We start from the raw sequence: 21,759 nt of genomic DNA, 5'->3' as shown, positions 1-21,759 counted from the left end.
CCTAAGATTCAGGCTAAACCTCAGTGGTCCATTCGGGCCATTTTTTTATTTAAATTCTGCACGCCATGATTCAGATAGCGACATCTTGGCTATTGTTGCTGCCAGTCATGTTTGGTATTGGTTGGTTGGCTTCGCGTTGGGATCTACGACTTGAGAATCGTATGGATGAGCGCGAACGTATGCGTCAGCAGCGTTCAACATTCAAAGGTTTAAGTCTTTTGTTAAATGAGCAGCCCGATCAAGCGATTGAAACGCTGGTCAAAATTGCACAACTTGATCCTGAAACTATTGAACTGCATTTTTCATTGGGCAATTTATTTCGTCGCCGTGGTGAGACTGAGCGCGCTATCAAAGTGCATCAGCATTTAGCTAATCGTGATGACCTAAAGCCTCGTGATCGTGATCATGCTGCCTATGAGTTAGGCCGTGACTTTTTGCGCGCTGGTTTATTGGATCGGGCTGAGGCATCACTTAATCGTGTAGGTGCTGGAAAGTATGCCGAACCAGCAAAAGAAAGTTTGTTGGAGATGTATCAAATTGAGCATGATTGGAAAAAAGCCATCATTGCTGCAACTGAACTTGAGACTCTGCAAGGTAAGTCGCACCATACTGAAATCGCTCAGTTTCACTGTGAATTAGGCCAAGAGGCATTACGTCGCAAAGACTTAGTAGAAGCTGAGCAATCAATACAACGGGCTTTGCAAGCAGTTCCCAATCATGCACGAGCACTAATATTGCAGGGCGACTATTTAATGGCAATGGATCGTCCTACTCAAGCTATTGAAGCTTGGAGTCTAGTAGCTAGCTCTCATCCAGCATATATGCATTTATTGGCAGACCGCTGGATGTTAGCGCATGCTGCTATCGATAAAGAGAGCGAAGGTTTAGATCATCTTTGTGAATTACTTAAAACCCAAGCTACTGGCGAATTGCTAGATATCGTACATAAGCACCTCATGAAAATTCGAGGTCCTCAAGCTGCAAACATGATGTTGTCTGAGGTGATGCAACATTCGCCTACTTTGATTGCTCTATCGAAGTTGGCTGAAACCCGTCTTGCCTTGGAAGAGGGCAGCGCTAATCCTGAGAGATTATTGGAGCTGCAATCCATTCTGACTTTGTTGCGTCAGCGCACAACAAGCTTGGCTCGCTACACTTGTGGCAATTGCGGATTTAGAGCGAGAAGATTTTATTGGCAGTGTCCTGGTTGTAATCATTGGGAGGCATACTCCCCAAGACGTAGCGAGGGTGCCGCTCCAAGCGGTCCTTCAATGTAAAGAAATTTGGAGAGAAAGATTGAAAGTCACCATCATCGGTAGCGGTTACGTTGGTCTTGTTACGGGAGCCTGCCTTGCGGAACAAGGCAATAATATTTTTTGCGTAGACGTTGATCCCAAAAAGATTGAGATTCTCAATTCTGGTGGTGTTCCTATTTATGAACCTGGCCTCAAAGAGATGATTGAGCGTAATCGTGCTGCAGGTCGTTTGCAGTTCTCTACTGATATTGCTGCTTCAGTAGCTCATGGCGACATTCAATTCATCGCGGTAGGCACACCTCCAGATGAAGATGGTTCAGCAGATTTGCAATACGTCGTAGCTGCTGCCCGCAATATTGGTCGTCACATGACCACCCCTAAAGTCATTGTTGATAAATCGACGGTACCAGTAGGTACTGCTGATAAGGTGCAAACTGCTATTACTGAAGAATTGGAAAAAAGAGGTTTATCTCCAGAGCTATGCTCGGTAGTGTCTAACCCAGAATTTCTTAAAGAGGGCGCTGCCGTAGAAGACTTTATGCGCCCCGATCGTATTGTGATTGGCACTGAAAATACGCCAGCAGGAATGCGCGCTAAAGAGCAAATGCGTAAACTCTATGCGCCCTTTAATCGCCATCATGAGCGCACCTACTACATGGATGTGAGAAGTGCTGAGTTAACTAAATACGCAGCCAACGCTATGCTAGCTACCCGTATCTCCTTTATGAATGAATTGGCGAATTTAGCTGACTTGGTGGGCGCAGATATTGAAGCAGTTCGTCAGGGCATTGGATCAGATTCACGTATTGGCTTTGGCTTTTTATACCCAGGCACTGGTTATGGCGGCTCATGCTTTCCAAAGGACGTGTCTGCGTTATCGAAGACCGCCAAAGAGCATGGCAGAGATCTCAAGATCCTGGATGCTGTAGAAGCCGTGAACGAATTACAAAAGTACACCTTAGTTCAAAAGATCGAAAAGCGTTTTGGTAAAGATCTTAAGGGGATGAAGTTTGCACTGTGGGGTTTAGCTTTTAAACCCAATACTGACGATATGCGTGAAGCACCTAGCCGCGTGATCATTCAAGAATTGGTTAAGCGTGGTGCCCAGGTGGTGGCTCATGACCCTGTTGCTATGCCTGAAGCTAAACATGCTCTAGAGCTTGACTTTAAAGATAACCCAACCGGTCTTGCGCAAGTGTTGATGACCTCTGACCCTATGAGCGCCTTAGATGGCGCTGATGCCCTAGTCATCGTGACTGAGTGGAAAGCCTTTAGAAGCCCAGATTTTGATCAGGTGATGCAAAAGCTTAAGCGCCCAATCATTTTTGATGGCCGTAACCTATATGAGCCAGCTTCTATGCAAGAATTAGGTATTGAGTACCATGGCATCGGGCGACATAATTAAGTTGATTTGAAAATAAAGAAAAAATACATAAAGTATTCAAATGGAAAAAGCCAATCGCGACCAATTTTCTAAAGCCCGTTTACTCGTTGTAGGCGATGTCATGCTGGACCGCTATTGGTTTGGTGATACCAATCGCATTTCTCCAGAAGCACCTGTGCCTGTAGTTCAGGTTGGAAAGATCGATGAGCGTCTTGGCGGCGCCGCCAACGTAGCGCGCAACGTAGCTGCGCTCGATGCTAAGGCAACCATTCTAGGTGTGGTTGGTAATGATGAGCCAGGTAAGCGCGTGGTGGAATTATTAAAAGCAGGCGGTGTTAATAGTCAGCTCGAAATTGATGCTGACGTACCTACGATCGTAAAGTTACGCGTGATTGCGCGCCAGCAACAGTTGATTCGATTAGATTTTGAAGAAACTCCCAGTGCAAAAGCGCTCGCTCATAAGCTAGAGCGTTTTGAAAAGCTGGTTGGTGATGCAGATGTTGTGATTTTGTCTGATTACGGCAAAGGTGCATTAGGTCAAGTGGCGCATATGATTGAGCAAGCCAGAGCGCAAAATAAAATGATTTTGGTTGACCCTAAGGGTGAGGATTACGAAAAGTATCGTGGTGCTACCGTCTTAACGCCGAATCGCAGTGAGTTGCGTCAGGTAGTAGGCAAATGGACAAGCGAAGAAGACTTGACGAATAAAGCCCAAGAGCTCAGAAAGTCTCTCAACCTGCAGGCTTTACTTTTGACTCGTTCAGAAGAGGGTATGAGTTTATTTACCGATGCCGGCGTGAGTCACGTCAAGGCGCAAGCTCGTGAAGTGTTTGATGTGTCAGGCGCTGGCGATACCGTGATTGCTACCTTAGCAGTAGCATTGGCTGCGAAGTGGCCCCTAGAGAGAGCAATGGCTCTTGCAAATCGTGCTGGCGGCATTGTAGTTGGTAAGTTAGGGACAGCAACCGTTACTTCAGAGGAGCTACAGTGACTATTATCGTAACCGGTGCTGCTGGATTTATTGGTGCCAATATTGTTCAGGCACTCAATGCTCGTGGTGAGAAAAATATCATCGCAGTCGATGACCTTCGTCCTGCTGACAAATACCGTAACCTCGCTGATTTAGATATCGTTGACTACCTCGATAAAGATGAGTTTTTGGAAGCCTTTAGGAGCGGTCGCTTTGGCAAGGTTAAAGCAGTTTTTCATGAGGGAGCCTGCTCCGATACGATGGAGACTGACGGTATTTTCATGATGGCGAATAACTATCGCTATACGATGGATTTGTTGGATATCTGCACCGAGCAAAAAGTACAGTTGCTCTACGCTTCTTCAGCTGCAACTTACGGCGGTTCGGATGTTTTTGTTGAAAGTCGTGAGCATGAGAAGCCTCTCAATATTTACGGCTACTCCAAGTTCTTATTTGATCAAGTGATGCGCAAACGCTTTGCTGAAAAAGCCAATACAGCACAAGTAGTTGGTTTTCGCTACTTCAACGTATATGGCCCACGCGAGTCACACAAAGGCCGCATGGCTTCCGTAGCGTTTCATCAGTACCACCAATACAAGGCTAATGGCCATGTGAAGCTTTTTGGTGAATATGGTGGCTATGGCGCTGGTGAGCAAAGCCGTGACTTTGTATCTGTTGAAGATGTAGTAAAGGTTAACCTGTTCTTCCTGGATCATCCAGAAATCAGTGGCATCTTCAATTTGGGCAGTGGTCGTGCGCAACCCTTTAATGATGTTGCTCATGCAGTAGCAAACGCAATGCGCAAGCTCGATAAAGCAGCACCAGCATCTTTGCAAGAGCTTGTAAAAGAAAAGGCTATTGAGTACATTCCATTTCCGGATGCGCTCAAAGGTAAATATCAGTGCTTTACCCAAGCAGATCTCACTAAGCTCAGAGCCGCCGGTTACGCAGAGCCCTTCCTCACTGTTGAGCAGGGTGTAGGAAGATATATCGAGTGGTTGGAAGCCAATTCTGGTTTCTTGGCTAACCCTTTGTAAGGTAGTCAACTAGAATAAATTCTCTTCGTTGTAAATGATCCACGCGCACTTTGTGTCCGTGGATTTTTTATTTTCTAGAGGAGAAAAAATGACTCAATATTTGAACTTAGGTAGATTTAACAGATTATTCAAGGCGCTTGCTGTGTCCACAGTATTGGCTGCGAGTTCTCTATCAGCTTATGCCTCACCGATTAATGTCAACACCGCTACTCAATCAGAATTGGAGAGTATTAAGGGAATTGGCCCTTCTAAAGCCAAAACCATCATTGCTGAACGTTTAGATGGCGGACACTTTCAAGATGCTAATGATTTGCAAAAGCGTGTTCGTGGTATCGGCATGAAATCCGTGGAGAAAATGGTGGATAACGGTTTGACGATCGAAGCCCCAAGCTCTTTTCGGGAGCCGAATGGCCGAACCAAAAAGGAGGGTAGCACCTCTAGCAGACGTCATTCTCGTAATCAAGCTGGTCATCGCAATCAGCCGGAGCGTGCGGGAGCAGGTCGCAGAAATTAAGCCCTATCGCGTGTAAGGCGGCTTATGGCTAAAATGGCCTTATGAGCAAACCTTCCTACCTAACTATTTCACAGACAGTGGGCAATACGCCTTTGGTTCGTTTACAGCGTATTCCTGGTCTGGAAAACGAGAATCGTAACAATGTCATTCTAGGTAAGTTAGAGGGGAATAATCCAGCAGGGTCGGTTAAAGACCGACCTGCGCTGTCGATGATCTCTCGCGCACAAGAGCGTGGCGAAATTAAACCTGGCGATACATTAATCGAGGCCACTAGCGGCAACACCGGTATTGCATTGGCAATGACTGCTGCCATGCTTGGCTACAAAATGATTTTAGTGATGCCAGAAAATCAAAGCATTGAGCGCCGTCAAAGTATGGCGGCTTATGGTGCTGAACTCATTTTGACGGCAGCTTCTGGTGGCATGGAATTTGCTAGAGATTACGCTTTGCAATTGCAACGAGAAGGTCGAGGCAGATTGCTTGATCAGTTTGCTAATCCAGATAATCCAAGAGCACATATTGAAACTACTGGCCCAGAAATTTGGCGCGATACCGATGGTCAAGTTACTCATTTTGTTTCAGCGATGGGGACTACCGGCACCATTACTGGGGTGTCAACTTATCTGAAGTCTATGAATCCTGCGATTCAGATCATCGGAGCACAGCCTGAGGATGGATCGCAAATTCCGGGAATTCGTAAATGGGCTCCTGAGTATTTACCCAAGATCTATCAAGGTGATAAGGTTGATCTTATTGAATACGTATCTCAAGCTGATGCTGAAGAGATGGCGCGTCGTCTCGCTGTTGAGGAGGGAATCTTCTGTGGTATCTCTGCCGGCGGCGCCCTAGTAGTCGCCTTACGCATTGCGCGTCAAGTTGAAAATGCCACGATCGTATTTATTGTTTGCGACCGCGGCGACCGCTACCTATCTACTGGGGTGTTTCCTGCTTAAGTAGATTTAGCTTTTTTCTTTTGGCTTGATTTCTTAGTCTTGGATTTTTCGGTAGCAGCTTTAGCCCCTCCATTTTTGCTTAGGCTTTCTGCTGGCACAACACTTTGATTCTTGTACCCCAAGGCTTCAGCAAATTCAGCAACGCTTTGCGCATAGAAGTAACTGCGGTTGTACTGAACAATCGTCAGAAAATTATTTAAGCCAACAAAATATTGGACTTGATCAGTGCCATCTTTATCAGGGTAGGGCAAGTCAATAATGAAGGCTTTGCTTTGCGGTTCTACGCCACCACTTTGTAGGTCGCCTTGTTGTTTGGTTAGGATGCCCTTATCAATTAATTCCTGCACAGTGAATTTCAATTGCGGCTCGCCATCAGCCAACTGCTTAGCGGCTTCAATGCCATTGACTTGAACTGGAAACGAGATCGGCATACCTGGTTGCCAGCCATGTTTCTTCATAAAACTGGCTACGCTAGCAATGGCATCTTTTGGGCTATTTTTAAGATCGATGCGCCCGTCTCCATCGCCATCGACTGCAAAACTCCGAATGCTGCCAGGCATAAACTGCGGCAGGCCAATGGCACCAGCATAAGAACTATTTTGGTTTAAGCAGCTGCTAAAGCGCGCACTATTGACACCTTGACTGCTATTTTTAGAAGGTAGTTTGCCGCCTGCCTCGGTCCAGCAAAGCAAAATGAGTTCTTTGAGTTGGTCCTTAAAAAGCTGTTCACGTGATGGTTTGTTAGGGGTCTCGGGGTAGCTAAAGGCGAGAGTGGAAAGTACATCTTTCACCCTGAAGTTACCGGTTTGGCGCCCATAGATAGTTTCGATCCCAATAATGGCCACAATAATTTCAGCAGGCACCCCTGAGTCTTGCTCGACTTGACTCAAAAAGGCCTGATTTTGGTCCCAAAATGCCTTGCCAGCCTTGAGGCGGACTGGCTCAATAAAGCGCTTCCGGTAAGCCAGCCAATTTTTCTTGAAGGTTCCCGATGGGGGTAATACCAATTTGCGAATCGAGGGAATCGTTTTAGCATCAAGGAAGCCCATTTCTAGTGCTGAAAGCGGTATTTCTTGGGTTTGCGAGATCTGCCCCAGTAATTCGTTGAGGTTTTGACTAAAACGCGCTTCAGTGACTGCATCATCAGTCTGGTTTAGGATAGGCTGGTGTGGCTGTATAGGCTGTGTAGGCTGTGTGGGGGTGCTGGAACAGCCCGCCAGAGCAAGAATTAAGAGTAAGAGGGAGATGCGAAAGTTCATGCTAAAGGTATTGGATTTTCGAGTGTTGAGCACGTTTTATCAGATTATAAAAATTATAAATTTGTGATTAAGGATTTTGAGTAATGACAACAGGATACATAACTCATCCAGACTTTCTGAAACATGAGATGGGAAGCCATCATCCAGAGTGTCCAGAACGAATTCAAGCGATTAATGACCAGTTAATTCGTAGCGGTGTTGATCGCCTCCTGCATCACTTGGATGCACCATTAGCAACCGAAGATCAGCTTGAGTTAGTGCATAGCCCTGATCACGTTTCTTTTGTGAGAGATCGCGCTCCTGAGAGTGGGTATTTCATGCTCGATGGTGACACCATCATGAATCCCCATACTTATAGAGTGGCGCTCAGAGCTGCTGGCGCAGCGATTGCTGGTGTTGATGCTGTGATGAAGGGCGAAGTTGAGAATGTCTTTTGTGCGGTAAGACCGCCAGGGCATCATGCCGAGCCAACCCGTTCAATGGGATTTTGTTTATTTGATAACGTGGCGATTGCCGCAAGATATGCCATGGAAACCTATGGCGTTGAGCGCGTAGCGATTATTGATTTTGATGTGCATCACGGTAATGGTACTGAAGCTGCTTTTTTCAATGACCCTAATGTATTGATGTGCAGTTTTTTCCAGCACCCTTTTTATCCCTATAGTGGGCTTGATCATGCCAATAATATGGTTAATGTGCCTTTACCAGCCTCCACTCGTGGCGATGTAGTTCGTTCGATCGTGGAAGAGAGATGGTTGCCTGCTTTGCGTAACTTTGAGCCCGAGCTCGTTATTATTTCGGCAGGCTTTGACGCTCATCGCGAAGATGATCTTGGTCAGATGGGTTTAGTTGAGGATGACTATGCCTGGATCACCAAGCGCTTAAAAGAAATTGCGAATGATTATGCGCAGGGTCGCATCGTGAGCTGTCTAGAGGGGGGTTACAACCTCTCAGCATTAGGGCGAAGTGTTGTGGCTCACGTTAAGGCATTGGCAGACATTTAATGCAGTAACTGTAATTTAGTAAAACGAAATCGAAAGCTGAAGATGGCAAATATTTATGAACAAGGCTTGGATCGCAATCCTGCCAATTACACTCCAATTACTCCGCTCCTCTTTTTAGAGCGCTCAGCAGAGATTTACCCTAATAAAACCGCCATTATTCATGGCAAGTTGCGCCAGACTTGGCAGCAAACGTACGAGCGTTGCCGTCGCTTAGCAAGCGCTTTGCAAAAGCATGGCATTGGCTTGGGCGATACGGTAGCGGTGATGTTGCCTAATACCCCTCCAATGGTAGAGGCTCACTTTGGTATTCCGATGGCGGGCGCGGTATTAAATGCTCTCAATACCCGTTTAGATGCCGAATCAATTGCCTTTATGCTCAACCATGGCGAAGCAAAAGTAGTCATCGTTGACCCTGAGTTTTCAGCTGTAATGAAGAAGGCTTTGGAGATTGCAAAAAAAGAATCAGGGCGTGAATTATTGGTAATCGATGTAGAAGAAAAAGAGTTTGATGTTCCTGGTGAGAAGTTGGGAAAACTGACTTATGAAAAATTTCTCTCTGAGGGCGATCCTAGTTTTGCATGGCAAGTGCCTGCCGATGAATGGCAGGCAATTTGCTTGAACTACACCTCTGGTACTACTGGCAATCCTAAGGGGGTTGTCTATCACCATCGTGGTGCTGCAATCAATGCCGTTTCAAATGTGTTGGACTGGGATATCAATAAGCATCCGGTGTACTTGTGGACTCTCCCTATGTTCCACTGCAATGGCTGGTGTTTCCCATGGACCATTGCTGCTCGTGCTGGTGTAAACGTATGCTTACGTCGTGTCGATGCACAGCATATTTTTGCTGCTATTAAAGAGCATGGCGTGACCCACTATTGTGCTGCTCCTATTGTTCATAACCTCTTGGTCAATGCGCCTGATGAGCTGAAGGCCGGCGTGCCTGCGGGCGTCAAGGGCTTGATTGCAGGCGCTGCGCCACCTGCATCCATTATTGAGGGCATGGAAAAGTTAGGCTTTGACTTAACTCACGTATACGGCTTGACTGAGGTTTATGGTCCGGCCTCAGTATGCGTCAAGCAAGACGAGTGGAATGATTTGGATATCGGTGAGCGTGCTCGTTTGAATGCTCGTCAAGGCGTGCGTTATCACATGCAACAAGCAATTGCAGTGCTAGATCCAGAAACGATGAAACCAGTTCCTGCTGATGGTGAAACCATGGGCGAAATTATGTTCAAGGGCAACATTGCCATGAAGGGTTACTTGAAGAATGAGAAAGCCACTCAAGAAGCGTTTGAGGGTGGCTGGTTCCATTCAGGTGACTTGGCTGTAATGAATCCCGATGGCTACGTGAAGATGAAGGATCGTAGCAAAGACATCATTATTTCTGGTGGGGAGAATATTTCCTCTGTTGAAGTGGAAGATGTTCTCTATCGCCATCCTGCAGTGAATGCAGCTGCCGTGGTTGCTAAACCAGATCCAAAGTGGGGCGAAACCCCTTGCGCCTTCCTGGAGATTAAGCCAGGGTCAGAGGTGACTCCAGAAGAGATCATTGCCCATTGCAAGCAACATTTGGCAGGCTTCAAGGTTCCTAGGGCGATTGTGTTCTGCGAGCTACCCAAGACCTCTACTGGCAAGATTCAGAAGTTTGAGTTACGCAAGCAGGCTGGATCTGCCACTGCTATTGATGTCTAGGGTAGGGCGCTCTAGGACGGATAAAATAGACCATTAATCTTTATTGAGAATTCCAAATGAAAATCTTAGTAGCTGTAAAGCGCGTTGTTGATTACAACGTCAAAATTCGAGTGAAGTCAGATAACTCTGGCGTAGATTTGGCTAACGTCAAAATGAGCATGAACCCCTTTGATGAAATTGCTGTTGAAGAGGCGGTACGCTTAAAGGAAGCAGGCGTAGCAACTGAAGTGGTGGTGGTGACTGCAGGTGCCACTCAATGCCAAGAAACACTGCGTACTGCTTTAGCTATTGGCGCTGATCGCGCTATCTTGGTTGAAACAGCTCCTGATACCGACTTGCAGCCTTTGGCGGTTGCAAAGATTCTCAAGGCACTCTCTGATAAAGAACAGGCGCAAATCATCATTCTTGGCAAACAAGCGATTGATGACGATAGCAATCAAACTGGTCAGATGTTGGCAAGCCTGATGGATATTCCACAAGCAACATTCGCATCTAAGGTAGTTGTGGCTGACGGTAAAGCTACCGTGACACGCGAAGTGGATGGCGGTTTAGAGACAGTTGCTCTCACCTTGCCTGCAGTCATTACTACTGACTTACGTTTGAATGAACCACGTTATGTCACTTTGCCAAACATTATGAAGGCCAAGAAAAAGACAATCGATATTGTGAAACCTGAAGAGTTGGGTGTTGATATTGCCCCACGTCTGAAAACAATTAAAGTTGAAGAGCCGCCTAAGCGTAGCGCAGGTGTGATGGTTGCCGATGTGGCAGCCTTGGTAGAAAAACTTAAAAATGAAGCGAAGGTGATCTAAATGGCTGCTCTTGTTATTGCTGAACACGACAATCAATCTTTAAAGGCTGCCACGCTGAATGCTGTAGCAGCTGCTTTGCAGTGCTCTCCAGAGGTAGATGTGCTCGTTGCTGGTAGTGGTGCTGATGCCGCAGTAGCTGCGGCATCACAAATTGCTGGTGTACGAAAGGTCATTCAAATTGATGCGGCAAATTTAGCTGATCAATTGGCTGAACCATTGGCGGCACAAATTCTCTCAATTGCAAATGGCTATGACCATATCCTTGCTCCTGCAACTGCAAATGGTAAAAACGTATTGCCTCGCGTTGCAGCCAAGCTCGATGTGGCTCAGTTATCTGACATCACTAAAGTGGTTTCAGTAGATACTTTTGAGCGTCCAATTTATGCAGGGAATGCGATTGCCACTGTGCAATCTACCGATCCAGTTAAAGTGATTACTGTACGTACTACCGGTTTTGATCCAGTGGCTGCGACTGGTGGTTCAGCTGCCATTGAGAAAGCGGCAGCCGCTGATAGCAAAGCTCAATCCTCTTTTGTTGGTCGTGAGTTAACTAAATCGGATCGCCCAGAGTTGACTGCTGCCAAGATCATTGTCTCTGGTGGTCGTGGTTTAGGTTCTGGCGAGAAATATCAAGAGCTCATTACACCTTTGGCTGACAAGCTTGGTGCAGCCTTGGGCGCCTCTCGCGCAGCCGTTGATGCGGGATATGTTCCAAATGACTACCAAGTGGGCCAAACCGGCAAGATAGTTGCACCACAGCTCTATATTGCTGTGGGTATCTCTGGTGCTATCCAGCATTTAGCTGGCATGAAAGATTCCAAAGTGATTGTTGCTATCAACAAAGATCCAGAAGCGCCAATCTTTGGCGTTGCAGATTATGGTTTGGTTGCAGATTTAAATACCGCTGTTCCAGAGTTAACTAAAGCTTTGGGATAAGTGGTTGGCAGCAATGCTAGTCAAACATTAGAAGTATTCAATTTGAATTAAGAGGAGTTGTAATGCCATACGTAGCCCCAGTGAAAGATATGTTGTTTGTGATGAATGAACTAGCTGGGCTATCAGATGTTGTTGCCTACCCCTCTTATGCAGAAGCGGGTGCAGATGTGGATTTGGCGCCTGCCATTTTGGAAGAGTCTGCAAAATTTAATCAAGATGTAGTCGCCCCCCTGAACTGGGTTGGTGATCAAAATCCAAGTTCTTTAAAAGATGGTGTGGTCACCACCACTAAAGGATTCAAAGAGGCCTTTGAACAGTTTGGCGCAGCTGGTTGGCAAGGCGTTGTACATCCTGCAGAATTTGGCGGTCAAGGCCTGCCTAAGCTAATTGCTACTGCGTGCTTTGAGATGGTTCACTCAGCTAGCTTGTCATTTGCATTGTGCCCAATGCTTACCGATGGGGCGATTGAAGCGCTTTTGACAGCCGCTGACCAAGAACTTCAAGAGCGTTTTGTGCCGAATATGATTTCTGGTGAGTGGACTGGCTCAATGTGTTTAACAGAGCCACAAGCGGGCTCTGATTTATCGATGGTGCGTGCTCGTGCCGTTCCTGAGGGTGATGGTACTTATAAGATTTTTGGGACCAAAATTTATATCACCTATGGTGAGCACGATATGGCCAAGAATATTGTTCATCTAGTGCTGGCAAGAACACCTGATGCCCCAGAGGGCGTCAAAGGAATTTCTTTATTTGTAGTGCCTAAATTTTTGGTGAAGCCTGATGGTTCATTGGGTGAGCGCAATGATGTGCATTGCGTTTCGATTGAACATAAGCTTGGCATTAAAGCTAGCCCAACAGCAGTTCTGCAGTTTGGCGATCATGGTGGTGCTATTGGCTACTTAGTCGGCGAAGAAAATCGTGGCCTGGAATACATGTTTGTCATGATGAATGCAGCTCGCTTTGCGGTAGGCATGCAAGGCATTGCTGTAGCAGAGCGCGCTTATCAAAAGGCAGTTCAATATGCGAAAGACCGTGTGCAAAGTCGTGATCTAGCGGGCTCACCTGGTCCGGTTGCCATTATTCATCAGCCTGATGTAAAGCGCATGCTTATGACAATGCGTGCTTACACAGAGGCGTCACGCGCATTGGCTTACTATGCCGCCTCTGCATATGATGCACAACACGCAGCGCCTGGTGAGGCTGATCGTAAATCTAATCAAGCCATTTATGAGTTCTTGGTGCCAATTGTTAAGGGCTTCTCTACAGAAATGTCGATTGAGGTTGCCAGTCTGGGTGTTCAAGTGCATGGTGGTATGGGCTTCATTGAAGAGACCGGTGCCGCCCAACATTATCGTGATGCCCGTATCTTGACGATTTATGAAGGCACTACTGCAATACAGGCAAATGATTTAGTTGGCAGAAAAACAGTGCGTGATGGTGGAGCTGTTGCAAAAGAGCTTTCTCAGCGCATTGCTGCTACCGAAAAAGAATTAGCAGCAAGCGGGTCTGCTGATGCTAAAGCGGTGCTTAAACAATTGACTGCAGCCCGCGCAGCTTTTGAGCAGGCTGTTGCTTATATTGTTGCGAATGCAAAGACTGACATCAAGGCTGTTTATGCTGGCAGCTTTGCATATTTGCGTTTATCGGGTTTGGTATTGGGTGGTTGGCAAATGGCTAGAGCGCTTTTGGTGGCTGAGCGTTTGCGTGATGGCGATCCTAGCTTTTATGATGCCAAGATTGCAACTGCGCGCTTCTTTGCAGAAAATCTAATGCCCCAAGCCCAGGCACTCGCTACCTCAATTGTGGAAAGTGGCCACTCTACAAATACATTAGAAGTAGAGCAGTTCTAAAGAGAGTTAAAAGAGAATAAAAAACCGCTCCTAAGAGCGGCTCTTGCAAAAGAAAAGCTATCTGCAATTATTGGGATAGCTTTTTTGCTTCATAGATCTGTGAGATGAAAAATTGCTCAAAAGCAACGGCAAAAAAAGTCATCATGACACCAGCCCCAAATACAAGGGAGAAGATGACCGTCAAGATTACCAACCAGCCAGAGCGACTGCGCCGATGCTCTTCAATACCGGGATTAAATTGTGCATCCCACTTTTCATCTAGGCGAAGACCGAAAGCAATCGTCGTTAACCAACTTGCTTCAATCGCGATAAATCCAAAAGTCACAAGAACCCATCCTGGCGCAGAATGAAAATGAGCATTTTTTAAAATCACCCAGCCAGCAGCGCCGCCAATGAATGCAAATAGCTGTACCCATGCCCAAAAGGATTTCAAGCCCTGAAGGTAAAAGCAGTTGAGCCCGCTTCCAGGTAGGATTAATCCGAGTGCGCAAAATAAGAGTTTCGATTTTTTCATATGAATGTCAGTAGCGATGCTGAAAGTTATTTAATTGGTTTTTGAGTAAAGCTCAATACTTCGCGATCAGCGCCAATCATGAGTAGTTGGTCACCATTGCGCACAATGCTGCGATAGTCGTTTAGCTGATAAAGAAAATCATTTTCTAATTCCATGCGCTGCGGACTGCAAGCCATTTTGGTGCTGGCGATTTGTTTGAGGGTGAAACCACGGGCATCTTCGTCGAGTGTTGCAGTGAAGCGATTGCAGCCCGTCGACCCACTGAGGCGCTGACCATTGGCATCGAAAATGATTTGAATGGGGTTGCTGGCATCGCCCTGAGGAATTTGGCGCGCACGTACCTCGCCATTGTCTTTAGGAGGCAAGTTCCAGCGAGTAAGCTCCCATTTAGTATTTTTGAGCTCACTACTTGGCGGGCTAGTTTTAGCGCCACAAGGGGGGATGACATTGGCGCAGCCAGTTAAAAGACCTAAGCCCAAGCAAGAAAGCGCTAGAAACAGTCTATTTAGACGGCCTCTGAGAGGGGCTGAAAAGCTATATTTAAAGGGCATATTTATCTAAGTTATTGTTTTTAAAGTATTTTTTACATCTGGCTGAATTCTATTCTACTGGCTTGACTGCTTAAATAGGTGGAAGAAGTAGGGGTTTTCGTCTAGAATATGAGGTTTTCCGCTCTACCGTATCTGTATTTGGTGAGCTGGAGCCCAAGATTTTTTGTAGAAATTTCATTGGGTTGTAATCAACCTGTTTTCATTTTAGATTTTAAGGAATAAGTATGGTCGTCATTCGACTGGCACGCGGCGGTTCTAAGAAGCGCCCTTTTTACAGCATCGTTGCTACTGATAAGCGCAACCGTCGTGACTCGAACTTTATCGAGCGTATTGGTTACTTCAATCCACAAGCAGCGGCTACTGAGCAAGCAATGCGTATTGCTCAAGACCGTTTAACTTACTGGACTGGTGTTGGCGCGCAAATCTCTCCAACAGTAGTTCGTTTGATTAAAAACAATCCAGCTGTTTAATATTCGATTGCTAAAGACTTCATCTAGTTGGTGGAGTTTTTAGTGGCAGGATTTCTAGTAGTTTTATTTTGGGAAAACAAGGTGTCTTACAAATGAGCGCACCTTCCCTGAATGATTTGATTGAACTTGGTGCCATATCTGAGGCACAAGGCTTGCAGGGTCAAGTGAAGGTTAGGCCTCACTCTTCTGAGCCCGTAGCACTTCTCTCATCAAAATTGATTTGGCTTTCTCTGATCCCGCGTAGGGATGCAGGTGTTTCTGCGTCCACTGAACAAGCCTCTTTGACTCAATACAAAGTGAAGAGCGCCAAGATGCACAGCGGTAATGTCGTGATGGCGCTTGAGGGTATCAGTGATCGCGATCAAGCGCTTGCATTAAAGGGCGCCCGAATATTGGTTGCACGTGATGCTTTTCCAAAAGTGGAAAGTGATTCGTATTACTGGGTGGATCTGATTGGATGTAACGCCATCAATTTGCAAGATGAAATTCTTGGTGAAGTGATTGATGTCACTGAGAACGGTGCTCATGGTGTGATTGCAATTGGCGATGCACAAACAAAGACAATTAAATATTTAGTGCCTTTTGTAAAAGAGGTAGTGCAAAACGTCGACCTGCCAAATAAAACGATTACGCTTGACTGGCAATCTGACTGGCAGTAGAAATTCAAAAATAGTTACGAATATGCGCTTTGATGTTGTGACCTTGTTCCCAGAGATGTTCTCTGCTTTAACGCAGTGGGGCATTACCGGTCGTGCTTGTGAACAATCCCTGGCTAGCGTTCATCTGTGGAATCCCCGGGACTTTTGCTCGGATCCACGCAAGACCGTGGATGATCGCGCCTATGGCGGCGGTCCTGGAATGGTCATGATGGCCAAACCACTGGAAGATACTGTTGCTGGAATCAAGGCATCCCATGAGGCTGCTGGCATTAAAAGCGGCCCAATTTGCTTATTGGCACCCCAGGGCGAGCGTTTTTCTCAGAAGATAGCGACAGATATCCTCAATTACGGCAATTTAAGCTTCATTTGTGGTCGATATGAAGCTGTAGACCAGCGTTTTGTTGACCGAAACGTCGATTTACAGCTTTCTATTGGGGATTTTGTGCTTTCTGGGGGCGAAATACCCGCTATGGCCATGATGGATGCGGTGATTAGGCTGATTCCTGGAGCTCTCGGAGACGGTGAATCTGCTACCCAAGATAGCTTTATGAATGGTCTTTTAGACTACCCGCACTACACCAGACCTGAAATATATGAAAATTTATCGGTTCCGGACGTGCTTTTAGGCGGACATCACGCTAAAATAGCGGATTGGCGTCGGCAGAAGTCTTTAGAGCTGACGTTCAGGTTAAGGCCGGACTTAATTGAATCGGCTAGAGCCAAAGGGTTACTAACCCGAGAAGATGAACAATTTCTTCGCTCTCTGTAAATACTTTTAGTGTGCAGTAGTGAATAGGTGGTTTGGTTTTTGGTTTAGTGAAATTGTTTTAACTGCATCCTCTATTAGGTCCGTTAACTTTGGTTTCGGGATTAAACGCTAATACGATGTTTAAGGATTAAAAATGAATTTAATTGAAAAAATTGAGCAAGAAGAAATTGCTCGCTTAAGTGCTAACAAAGTATTGCCAAGCTTTGCTCCTGGCGACACAGTAGTTGTTAGCGTAAACGTAGTTGAGGGTACACGTAAGCGTGCCCAGGCCTTTGAAGGCGTTGTGATTGCTAAGCGCAATCGCGGACTCAATTCCAGCTTTATCGTTCGCAAGATTTCATCTGGCGAAGGTGTAGAGCGTACATTCCAAACTTACTCACCATTGATCGCTGGTATTGAAGTGAAGCGACGCGGTGATGTACGTCGTGCGAAGTTGTACTACTTGCGCGATCGTTCAGGTAAGTCTGCACGTATTAAAGAGAAGTTGCCTGCACGTAAGACTGCAGCAGCAGCTCCGGCCGCAGAATAAATGTCGGCTTGAAGTAAAAAAGGCGGCCTCGGTCGCCTTTTTTGTTGCCTTAGAATATGAATATGCCCAAGACACCAAGCCCTGAAGACTACGCAATGAATGTTGCTGCGCCTCCAGGATTTGATGCGCAAGCAGTTCCGATTCATCAAGTGTGTGCTGATGAAAAGAGGGTGGCAAAAGAATTTCTTGAGCCGGCTGGTTTAAGGGCTCGTTTGCAGTCTCCACCAGAGTGGCGGCCAGAGATTACCGATGAAAACCGTCATGTCATTGCGGCAGACATTATTACCAAGCGACAGGCCGCCGGAAAAGTGACTCAAGCAGCAGTGCTAATTCCTCTCCTACTAAAAGAAGAGGGATTATCAGTGTTGCTTACTCAAAGAACCAATCATTTGCATGATCACGCGGGGCAGATTAGTTTTCCAGGGGGTCGGATGGATCCTGAAGATCGGAGTCCAAATGACACTGCCTTACGGGAGAGTCAGGAAGAAATTGGTTTGGACCCCAATCGAGTGGAGATTATTGGGCACTTGCCTCAGTATTTGACGGTATCTGGCTATAGCGTGACCCCAGTAGTAGGATTAGTCCAGGCTCAGGCAGAATATGTCTTGGATGAGTTTGAAGTAGCTGATGTCTTTGAAGTGCCCCTGAGTTTTTTGCTTGATCCTGCTAATCATCAGGTTAGACTGTGGCAAAGTGAGCAGGGCGGACGACGTTTTTATTCGATGCCTTATGAGAACCGCTTTATTTGGGGTGCTACTGCGGGAATGTTGCGTAACCTTTATCATTTATTAAAAGTATGACTTTCTTTTCTATTCTCTTCGCCCTCATTGCTGAGCAATATCGCCCAGTAACTTCAAGCCATTGGATTGCGCGTGTTTGTGCCCGCTGGTTAGATTGGGTTGCCGCTGAATTCGGTGGCAAGACTGAAGAAGGCGCAAGCCCTGTAGGCGCACGTATGGCCTGTTTGGTTGCCTTCATCTTGCCAACCTTCCTAGTGTTCATGGTGTATGTCGTTTGCATGGTGACTTACCCCATCCTCGGATTTATTTGGAACATCGTCATTGCGTATTTGTTTTTTGGCTTTCGTCAGTTCAGCCATTCCTTTACTGCTGTGCATGAAGCGATTGAAGCGCATGACTTGCCAGGAGCGCGTGCTGCCTTAGGTGAGTGGTACGGCCCCGAATTAGATACTTCTAACCTCACTGAGACTGAGGTGATTTCTTTGGCCTTAGAGCGCGCCATCATCGGCTCACATCACCATGTCTTTGGCGTATTGTTCTGGTTCATGATGCCAATGGGTCCTGCAGGTGTTGTTCTCTATCGCTTGGCAGATATTGCTGCACAGCGTTGGTCTGAGCGCGGCGACTTCAACTTGAGTGAAGCGGCACGCCATTTCTTCTATGTATTAGATTGGGTGCCTGCTCGTATTACTGCGATGGGCTTTGCGATTGTCGGTAACTTCGAAGGTGCGGTTTATGGTTGGCGTTACCTGACACAAAAATGGTCTGACTCTTTATCCGCAGTGATCTTGGCTGCCGGTAGCGGAGCGCTGGGTGTTCGTCTAGGTGAGCCAATGAGTGAGCCTGATAGCGATGAAGCATTGCGTATGGCGGAGGCAGGTGAGCCAGTAGTTTATGAGGTGGGTCTTGAGCCTACCGAACGCACAATGCGCTCTGCAGTGGGATTGGTATGGCGCCTAGTTATCGCTTGGATGGCTTTGTTGCTAATGCTGACCATCGCTCTTTGGCTTGGCTAATTCCCTGAATTTGAACATCCGCTGTTTTTGAGTCGGAGTGTAGTTGTCTAAATAGCGCCAGTCTTTCTGGCGCTATTTCATTTCTGTCTACTGCATCTCGCACCGCACATTCAGGCTCAGATAAATGCGCGCAATTAAGAAAGCGGCACTTTCCCAGTAAGTCTTTAAATTCTCTAAAAGCGTGCTGTAATTCGCTCACAGACATATGTGCTAAACCAAACTCCTGAAAGCCTGGCGAATCTATTAGGGCACCCAACTTACCCGTCTCATCTCTACCCCAGGCTTCTGGCAGCTCAAAGTAACGACAGGCGGTGGTGGTATGTTTGCCGGTATCCAAGCGCACTGAATATTCTTGGGTCAACGCCGCTGCATTAGGAATCCAGGCATTGAGTAGGCTGGATTTACCCATTCCGGATTGACCAACAAAAACAGAAACCTTGCCTTGTAAGGTTGTGCGCAATGCATCAATTGAGGTTGGATCAAATTTAGCAGATACCTCACTTACTTGATAGCCCATGCGAGCATAGGGAGCGATAATTTTTCGAGCATGCTCCAAGTTATCTTTGAGATCACATTTATTAAGTAGGATATGTAAGCCAATTTGATTGGCTTCTGCAGCGACAACTGCTCTACCCAACAAATCTGGTGAGAAAGCAGGTTGAGTTGCAAGCACTACCAAGATTTGATCCACGTTTGAAGCAATGAGTTTGCTCTTAAAAGCATCTGAGCGATAGAGAAGATTTTCTCGAGGCTTAATTTGAATAATGCGCGCTTGATCTGCCGAAGTCATTTCTAGCAACATGCGATCACCCACTGCGCCGATATGTTGCTTGGCTGGCGTACTAACCTGAATGAGTGGACCATCAGGCGACTCATTACCATGGGCGTCTGCAATCAAACGCTGCGCTAAATAATGCCTTCCGTAGGAGGCGATCAGTAGCGCGTGAAACTGTTCCATCGTTATGAGCTAAACCGTTGCAAGTTGGCAATGCGTAATGGCGCAGGCGGATGCGAGCTGTAGAAAGCGGTGTAGATCGGATCTGGCGTAAGGGTTGATGCGTTATCTTGATATAGCTTCACTAGTGCGGTCACTAAATCTTTTGCAGAAGATTTTTCAGCAGCAAAGCCATCAGCTTCGTACTCGTGTTTGCGCGATGCTAGGCTAGAGAGTGGTGTGAAGAAAAAGCTAAATACAGGTGAGACCAACATAAAGAGTGCTAATGCAAGTCCACCGTTATAGCCATTCAGGTTAGGCATAACACCTAAGTCTGTATAGAACCAGACTTTCGTGCTAATCCAGCCTAAGAGGGCAAACATAGCAAAGCTCAGCGCAAAGGAAACCAAGAGTCGCTTACGAATATGGTTGCATTTGTAATGACCAAGCTCGTGAGCGAGTACTGCCTCTACTTCGCCTGGGTTGAGTTTCTCAATGAGGGTGTCAAAAAATACAATGCGTTTGGCTTTACCCATACCAGCAAAAAATGCATTGCCATGAGCGCTACGCTTACTGCCATCCATAACAAATAGACCTTGGCTTGCGAAGTCGCAGCGCTTCAGGAGCGATTCAATCTGCGTCTTTAATGGACCTTCATCGAGGGCTTGGAATTTATTAAACATTGGTGCAATAAAAGTAGGGAAGACCCACTGCATGAGCAGGCTAAATACAGTTAATACTGCCCATGCCCACAACCACCATAAATCTCCTGCTTTTTCCATCAAGGATAAGATGACCCAAAGCAAGGGCACGCCAATGGCGCTGCCAACCGATATACCTTTAAACATATCCGAGAAGAATAGTTTTTTAGTCATCCGATTAAAGCCAAAGCGCTCTTCTAGGTGGAACTGTTTATACCAAGAGAATGGGATATCGAGGATTCCGGAGATGAGCACAATTGAAACAAGCAGGGCCATTTGTTGGGGGATGCCCTCACCCAAAAGTTGCAGTAATGCCATGTTCAGAATTTGCAAACCGCCCAGGAGGGTGAAGCCAATTAAAATGATGGCGCTGACCCCATTTTCTATAATGCCTAGACGTAATTTAGCAATGGTGTAGTCAGCGGCTTTTTGATGTTCGGCTAAAGTCACTTTTTCAGCGAATTCAGCGGGCACGGCATTTCGATGCTTTGCCACGTAGCGAATTTGACGTTGGGACAGCCAGTGGCGCAAGCCAAAACTAGCAATAAAGGCGATTAGAAAAATAATTGTGAATGTCATGAGATCATTATAGATATGAGCGAGCAAACTAACACAGCAGCAACACCTGGAGCCAAAGTGGCGCCAGCCAATGAGCACCTCATTTGGGTGGACATGGAGATGTCGGGTCTAAACCCTGAAACTGAGCGAATTTTAGAGATTGCCATCATTGTTACGGATGCCCATCTCAATACCATCGCCACGGCACCCGTCTGGGTCGTACATCAAGAGGATGCGGTTTTGGATGCGATGGACGCTTGGAATAAAGGTACCCATGGCCGCTCCGGTTTAATCGACAAGGTAAAAGCATCTACTTTGGATGAGGCTACTGTCGAAGCGCAATGCATTGCATTTCTGAAGAAATATATTAAAGCGGGTATTGCGCCAATGTGTGGCAATACGATTGGTCAAGACAGACGTTTTATGGCTAAGTACATGCCGAAGTTAGAGGCTTACTTTCATTATCGGAATATCGATGTTTCTACTTTAAAAGAGTTATGTAAGCGTTGGCATCCCGAGTTAGTCAAAGGTTTTACTAAGAAGCAAGCGCATACAGCCTTGGCTGATATCGAGGAGTCGATAGAAGAGCTCAAGTACTACCGTGAGAAATTTATCGTACCGCTGCCTCAATAAGAAGATCTAAGGCAG

At 46.4% G+C, this 21,759-nt stretch carries 23 protein-coding genes; 18 read left to right on the top strand and 5 right to left on the bottom strand.

What is annotated here, in order from left to right; all coding sequences use genetic code 11:
- Positions 1-65: 65 nt before the first annotated feature.
- The 6 genes from lapB (at position 66) to cysM (ending at position 6,114) form a co-directional block, all read left to right on the top strand.
- Positions 66-1,277, top strand: a complete 1,212-nt coding sequence (lapB, locus tag ICN23_RS01950; protein WP_216230678.1) for a lipopolysaccharide assembly protein LapB — start codon at positions 66-68, stop codon at positions 1,275-1,277.
- A gap of 19 nt (positions 1,278-1,296) precedes the next feature.
- On the top strand, positions 1,297-2,661 hold the full coding sequence (locus tag ICN23_RS01945) for a UDP-glucose/GDP-mannose dehydrogenase family protein (protein ID WP_216230677.1): 1,365 nt from the start codon (positions 1,297-1,299) through the stop codon (positions 2,659-2,661).
- A 40-nt stretch (positions 2,662-2,701) separates the two neighbouring features.
- Positions 2,702-3,631 (top strand): D-glycero-beta-D-manno-heptose-7-phosphate kinase, encoded by a 930-nt coding sequence (gene rfaE1 / locus ICN23_RS01940; protein WP_216230676.1) that lies wholly within the window; start codon positions 2,702-2,704, stop codon positions 3,629-3,631.
- A complete protein-coding gene (rfaD, locus tag ICN23_RS01935) occupies positions 3,628-4,647 on the top strand; it encodes an ADP-glyceromanno-heptose 6-epimerase (protein WP_216230675.1) in 1,020 nt (339 codons plus the stop codon). The genes rfaE1 and rfaD overlap by 4 nt, the downstream gene beginning before the upstream one ends.
- Before the next feature lie 88 nt (positions 4,648-4,735).
- Positions 4,736-5,161 carry a helix-hairpin-helix domain-containing protein gene (locus tag ICN23_RS01930; RefSeq protein ID WP_255532677.1) on the top strand — a complete coding sequence of 142 codons (426 nt, stop codon included), beginning with the start codon at positions 4,736-4,738 and terminating at the stop codon, positions 5,159-5,161.
- Between the two features lie 41 nt (positions 5,162-5,202).
- Positions 5,203-6,114, top strand: a complete 912-nt coding sequence (gene cysM, locus ICN23_RS01925; RefSeq protein ID WP_216186269.1) for a cysteine synthase CysM — start codon at positions 5,203-5,205, stop codon at positions 6,112-6,114.
- On the opposite strand, the gene ICN23_RS01920 is transcribed toward cysM, so the two are convergent.
- A complete protein-coding gene (locus ICN23_RS01920) occupies positions 6,111-7,373 on the bottom strand; it encodes a lytic transglycosylase domain-containing protein (RefSeq protein ID WP_216230674.1) in 1,263 nt (420 codons plus the stop codon). The two genes, cysM and ICN23_RS01920, sit on opposite strands and share 4 nt — an antisense overlap.
- Before the next feature lie 83 nt (positions 7,374-7,456).
- On the opposite strand from ICN23_RS01920, the gene ICN23_RS01915 reads away from it, so the two are divergent.
- The 5 genes from ICN23_RS01915 (at position 7,457) to ICN23_RS01895 (ending at position 13,670) form a co-directional block, all read left to right on the top strand.
- Positions 7,457-8,377: a histone deacetylase family protein gene (locus ICN23_RS01915; RefSeq protein WP_216230673.1), complete on the top strand. Its 921-nt coding sequence runs from the start codon at positions 7,457-7,459 to the stop codon at positions 8,375-8,377.
- Positions 8,378-8,419: 42 nt separating this feature from the next.
- A complete protein-coding gene (locus tag ICN23_RS01910; RefSeq protein ID WP_216230672.1) occupies positions 8,420-10,072 on the top strand; it encodes an acyl-CoA synthetase in 1,653 nt (550 codons plus the stop codon).
- Positions 10,073-10,128: 56 nt separating this feature from the next.
- Positions 10,129-10,884 carry an electron transfer flavoprotein subunit beta/FixA family protein gene (locus tag ICN23_RS01905; RefSeq protein WP_216230671.1) on the top strand — a complete coding sequence of 252 codons (756 nt, stop codon included), beginning with the start codon at positions 10,129-10,131 and terminating at the stop codon, positions 10,882-10,884.
- Positions 10,885-11,820 (top strand): electron transfer flavoprotein subunit alpha/FixB family protein, encoded by a 936-nt coding sequence (locus ICN23_RS01900; protein ID WP_216230670.1) that lies wholly within the window; start codon positions 10,885-10,887, stop codon positions 11,818-11,820.
- Positions 11,821-11,882: 62 nt separating this feature from the next.
- Positions 11,883-13,670, top strand: coding sequence for an acyl-CoA dehydrogenase (locus ICN23_RS01895; RefSeq protein ID WP_216230669.1), 1,788 nt, complete (start codon positions 11,883-11,885; stop codon positions 13,668-13,670).
- Positions 13,671-13,737: 67 nt separating this feature from the next.
- Here ICN23_RS01895 and ICN23_RS01890 read toward each other — a convergent pair whose 3' ends face one another.
- Together ICN23_RS01890 and ICN23_RS01885 are read right to left on the bottom strand one after the other, a co-directional pair.
- Positions 13,738-14,103 carry a hypothetical protein gene (locus ICN23_RS01890; protein ID WP_255532676.1) on the bottom strand — a complete coding sequence of 122 codons (366 nt, stop codon included), beginning with the start codon at positions 14,101-14,103 and terminating at the stop codon, positions 13,738-13,740.
- Between the two features lie 107 nt (positions 14,104-14,210).
- Positions 14,211-14,735 carry an META domain-containing protein gene (locus ICN23_RS01885; RefSeq protein WP_255532675.1) on the bottom strand — a complete coding sequence of 175 codons (525 nt, stop codon included), beginning with the start codon at positions 14,733-14,735 and terminating at the stop codon, positions 14,211-14,213.
- Positions 14,736-14,959: 224 nt separating this feature from the next.
- Here ICN23_RS01885 and rpsP point away from each other — a divergent pair, with 224 nt between their 5' ends.
- The 6 genes from rpsP (at position 14,960) to ICN23_RS01855 (ending at position 18,918) form a co-directional block, all read left to right on the top strand.
- Positions 14,960-15,205 (top strand): 30S ribosomal protein S16, encoded by a 246-nt coding sequence (rpsP, locus tag ICN23_RS01880; protein ID WP_011902362.1) that lies wholly within the window; start codon positions 14,960-14,962, stop codon positions 15,203-15,205.
- A 92-nt stretch (positions 15,206-15,297) separates the two neighbouring features.
- Positions 15,298-15,864, top strand: a complete 567-nt coding sequence (gene rimM, locus ICN23_RS01875) for a ribosome maturation factor RimM (protein WP_216230667.1) — start codon at positions 15,298-15,300, stop codon at positions 15,862-15,864.
- A gap of 22 nt (positions 15,865-15,886) precedes the next feature.
- Positions 15,887-16,633, top strand: a complete 747-nt coding sequence (gene trmD, locus ICN23_RS01870) for a tRNA (guanosine(37)-N1)-methyltransferase TrmD (RefSeq protein WP_216230666.1) — start codon at positions 15,887-15,889, stop codon at positions 16,631-16,633.
- 133 nt (positions 16,634-16,766) lie between these two features.
- Positions 16,767-17,162 (top strand): 50S ribosomal protein L19, encoded by a 396-nt coding sequence (gene rplS / locus ICN23_RS01865; protein WP_068324277.1) that lies wholly within the window; start codon positions 16,767-16,769, stop codon positions 17,160-17,162.
- A 62-nt stretch (positions 17,163-17,224) separates the two neighbouring features.
- The gene (locus tag ICN23_RS01860; RefSeq protein ID WP_216230665.1) at positions 17,225-17,962 is read left to right on the top strand and encodes a CoA pyrophosphatase; all 738 of its coding nucleotides are present in this window, start codon (positions 17,225-17,227) and stop codon (positions 17,960-17,962) included.
- Complete coding sequence (locus ICN23_RS01855) at positions 17,959-18,918, top strand: CobD/CbiB family protein (protein WP_216230664.1); 960 nt, start codon at positions 17,959-17,961, stop codon at positions 18,916-18,918. The genes ICN23_RS01860 and ICN23_RS01855 overlap by 4 nt, the downstream gene beginning before the upstream one ends.
- Here ICN23_RS01855 and rsgA read toward each other — a convergent pair.
- Positions 18,863-19,876, bottom strand: a complete 1,014-nt coding sequence (gene rsgA, locus ICN23_RS01850; RefSeq protein WP_216230663.1) for a ribosome small subunit-dependent GTPase A — start codon at positions 19,874-19,876, stop codon at positions 18,863-18,865. The two genes, ICN23_RS01855 and rsgA, sit on opposite strands and share 56 nt — an antisense overlap.
- 2 nt (positions 19,877-19,878) lie before the next feature.
- A complete protein-coding gene (locus ICN23_RS01845; protein WP_216230662.1) occupies positions 19,879-21,132 on the bottom strand; it encodes a M48 family metallopeptidase in 1,254 nt (417 codons plus the stop codon).
- Positions 21,133-21,147: 15 nt separating this feature from the next.
- On the opposite strand from ICN23_RS01845, the gene orn reads away from it, so the two are divergent.
- A complete protein-coding gene (orn, locus tag ICN23_RS01840; protein ID WP_216230661.1) occupies positions 21,148-21,744 on the top strand; it encodes an oligoribonuclease in 597 nt (198 codons plus the stop codon).
- Positions 21,745-21,759: the final 15 nt, after the last annotated feature.

It is taken from the genome of Polynucleobacter sp. MWH-Jannik1A5, assembly GCF_018881795.1.
Classification (GTDB): Bacteria; Pseudomonadota; Gammaproteobacteria; order Burkholderiales; family Burkholderiaceae; genus Polynucleobacter.
This window is presented reverse-complemented; position numbering and strand designations above follow the sequence as displayed.

What these genes read in the sequence shown, in the direction of transcription:
- lapB (WP_216230678.1), top strand. Translation starts at nt 66, where the DNA reads ATGATTCAGATAGCGACATCTTGGCTATTGTTGCTGCCAGTCATGTTT.
- rfaE1 (WP_216230676.1), top strand. Translation starts at nt 2,702, where the DNA reads ATGGAAAAAGCCAATCGCGACCAATTTTCTAAAGCCCGTTTACTCGTT.
- ICN23_RS01930 (WP_255532677.1), top strand. Translation starts at nt 4,736, where the DNA reads ATGACTCAATATTTGAACTTAGGTAGATTTAACAGATTATTCAAGGCG.
- cysM (WP_216186269.1), top strand. Translation starts at nt 5,203, where the DNA reads ATGAGCAAACCTTCCTACCTAACTATTTCACAGACAGTGGGCAATACG.
- ICN23_RS01920 (WP_216230674.1), bottom strand. Translation starts at nt 7,373, where the DNA reads ATGAACTTTCGCATCTCCCTCTTACTCTTAATTCTTGCTCTGGCGGGC.
- ICN23_RS01915 (WP_216230673.1), top strand. Translation starts at nt 7,457, where the DNA reads ATGACAACAGGATACATAACTCATCCAGACTTTCTGAAACATGAGATG.
- ICN23_RS01910 (WP_216230672.1), top strand. Translation starts at nt 8,420, where the DNA reads ATGGCAAATATTTATGAACAAGGCTTGGATCGCAATCCTGCCAATTAC.
- ICN23_RS01905 (WP_216230671.1), top strand. Translation starts at nt 10,129, where the DNA reads ATGAAAATCTTAGTAGCTGTAAAGCGCGTTGTTGATTACAACGTCAAA.
- ICN23_RS01900 (WP_216230670.1), top strand. Translation starts at nt 10,885, where the DNA reads ATGGCTGCTCTTGTTATTGCTGAACACGACAATCAATCTTTAAAGGCT.
- ICN23_RS01895 (WP_216230669.1), top strand. Translation starts at nt 11,883, where the DNA reads ATGCCATACGTAGCCCCAGTGAAAGATATGTTGTTTGTGATGAATGAA.
- ICN23_RS01885 (WP_255532675.1), bottom strand. Translation starts at nt 14,735, where the DNA reads ATGCCCTTTAAATATAGCTTTTCAGCCCCTCTCAGAGGCCGTCTAAAT.
- rpsP (WP_011902362.1), top strand. Translation starts at nt 14,960, where the DNA reads ATGGTCGTCATTCGACTGGCACGCGGCGGTTCTAAGAAGCGCCCTTTT.
- rimM (WP_216230667.1), top strand. Translation starts at nt 15,298, where the DNA reads ATGAGCGCACCTTCCCTGAATGATTTGATTGAACTTGGTGCCATATCT.
- trmD (WP_216230666.1), top strand. Translation starts at nt 15,887, where the DNA reads ATGCGCTTTGATGTTGTGACCTTGTTCCCAGAGATGTTCTCTGCTTTA.
- rplS (WP_068324277.1), top strand. Translation starts at nt 16,767, where the DNA reads ATGAATTTAATTGAAAAAATTGAGCAAGAAGAAATTGCTCGCTTAAGT.
- ICN23_RS01860 (WP_216230665.1), top strand. Translation starts at nt 17,225, where the DNA reads ATGCCCAAGACACCAAGCCCTGAAGACTACGCAATGAATGTTGCTGCG.
- ICN23_RS01855 (WP_216230664.1), top strand. Translation starts at nt 17,959, where the DNA reads ATGACTTTCTTTTCTATTCTCTTCGCCCTCATTGCTGAGCAATATCGC.
- rsgA (WP_216230663.1), bottom strand. Translation starts at nt 19,876, where the DNA reads ATGGAACAGTTTCACGCGCTACTGATCGCCTCCTACGGAAGGCATTAT.
- ICN23_RS01845 (WP_216230662.1), bottom strand. Translation starts at nt 21,132, where the DNA reads ATGACATTCACAATTATTTTTCTAATCGCCTTTATTGCTAGTTTTGGC.
- orn (WP_216230661.1), top strand. Translation starts at nt 21,148, where the DNA reads ATGAGCGAGCAAACTAACACAGCAGCAACACCTGGAGCCAAAGTGGCG.